Source organism: Streptomyces murinus (assembly GCF_002154555.1).
GTDB classification, from domain to species: Bacteria; Actinomycetota; Actinomycetes; order Streptomycetales; family Streptomycetaceae; genus Streptomyces; species Streptomyces murinus.
On sequence record NZ_MUNF01000955.1, the window covers coordinates 1 to 1197 of the forward strand.

Annotated in this window: 1 protein-coding gene and 1 pseudogene; one reads left to right on the forward strand and one right to left on the reverse strand. The window is 72.2% G+C overall.

Annotated features, from left to right (window positions below):
• Nucleotides 1-622: GntR family transcriptional regulator (locus CCN72_RS36875; protein ID WP_107430298.1), on the reverse strand; the 622-nt coding region annotated here is incomplete at its 3' end.
• Nucleotides 623-882: 260 nt separating this feature from the next.
• On the opposite strand from CCN72_RS36875, the pseudogene CCN72_RS40140 reads away from it, so the two are divergent.
• Nucleotides 883-1197, forward strand: a pseudogene (locus CCN72_RS40140) (hypothetical protein); the annotation flags it as partial.

Sequence of the window (1197 nt, forward strand, 5' to 3'; positions counted from 1 at the left end):
CGAGGAGATGCAGCTCCTCGGCGAGGCCGGGGCGCGCGCCGACCTCCTCGGTGACGTTGTCCACGATCACGTCGATGGCCCGCATGCGCTCGACCACGCCCATCCCGCCGAGCGGCCCCTCCTCGGGCAGCATCACCGGGGTGCGGCCGGTGACGGCGAGGGGCTCCCAGGAGGTGGAGAGCATCATCGGCTCACCGGCCTCGCGGAACAGGTACTTGGTGCGCATGACCCGCTCGCCGATCTCGATCCCGAGCCGCTCGGCGATCGCGGCACCGGCCTCCGCCTGCCGGCTGCTGGACTCCCAGGTGCCGCGCACCGCGGCGTCGGCCTGCTCCTGCCGGAAGGGGGTGGCGCCGCCGCTGGGGCGGTAGCCGGAGCGGGACACCCGGCGCGGCACGGGCCGTTCACGCACATACGTCCCCGAGCCGGAGCGGCCCTCGACCAGACCCTCGGCCATCAGGACCTTGCGGGCCTCCAGGGCGACGGTGTCCGAGACGCCGTACTCCTCGCGGATGCGGGCCTGCGAGGGGAGCCGGGTGTGGGGCGGCAGTGAACCGTCGACGATCTTCTTGCGGAGATCACCCGCGACGCGCAGGTACGCCGGCTGCTCACCGAAAGTCACTGGCCGCTCCCATCAGATTGTACAGACAGCGACAGCGTGGCAACCGTGGGTTGAGCCGTGCAAGCAAAGGCCAGAGAATCACTCGAAGTGATGACATTGGGCCGGGCAGGCCCCCACCCAGCACTTTCTCCCCCGCTCGCGCCCCCCTTCACACCTGCCGAGCGCCCCGGACAACTCCGGCCGCCCGAACGGCAGTCCAGGAACACCGGTACCGTTCCTCTTACGACTTGTCGCAGGTAAGCGGGACACAGGGGGCGGAATTGAAGGTGGAGAACCGGGTCGGCGGCGCCGTCGTACGCACGGTGAACGGACTCACCGCGCGATGGGGCGCCACCGCGCGGGGCGGCACTGTGTTCTCCGCCGCCGGGGTCTGGCCGCTGCTGGCCCTCCTCGCGCAGCAGCAGTTCCTCTTGCGTCCACAGGCCGAGCGCCGCGTCCAGGCCCGACACCGAGCCCAGGGCCGCGAGCAACTCCCGTGCGGTGGTGGCCGCTTGATCCGCGGGCACGCCCAGCGCGTCGGCCAGTTCCTGCCGGGCGGGGCCCGCCGCGCCGTCCGCGAGGAGGGCCAGCAGCGG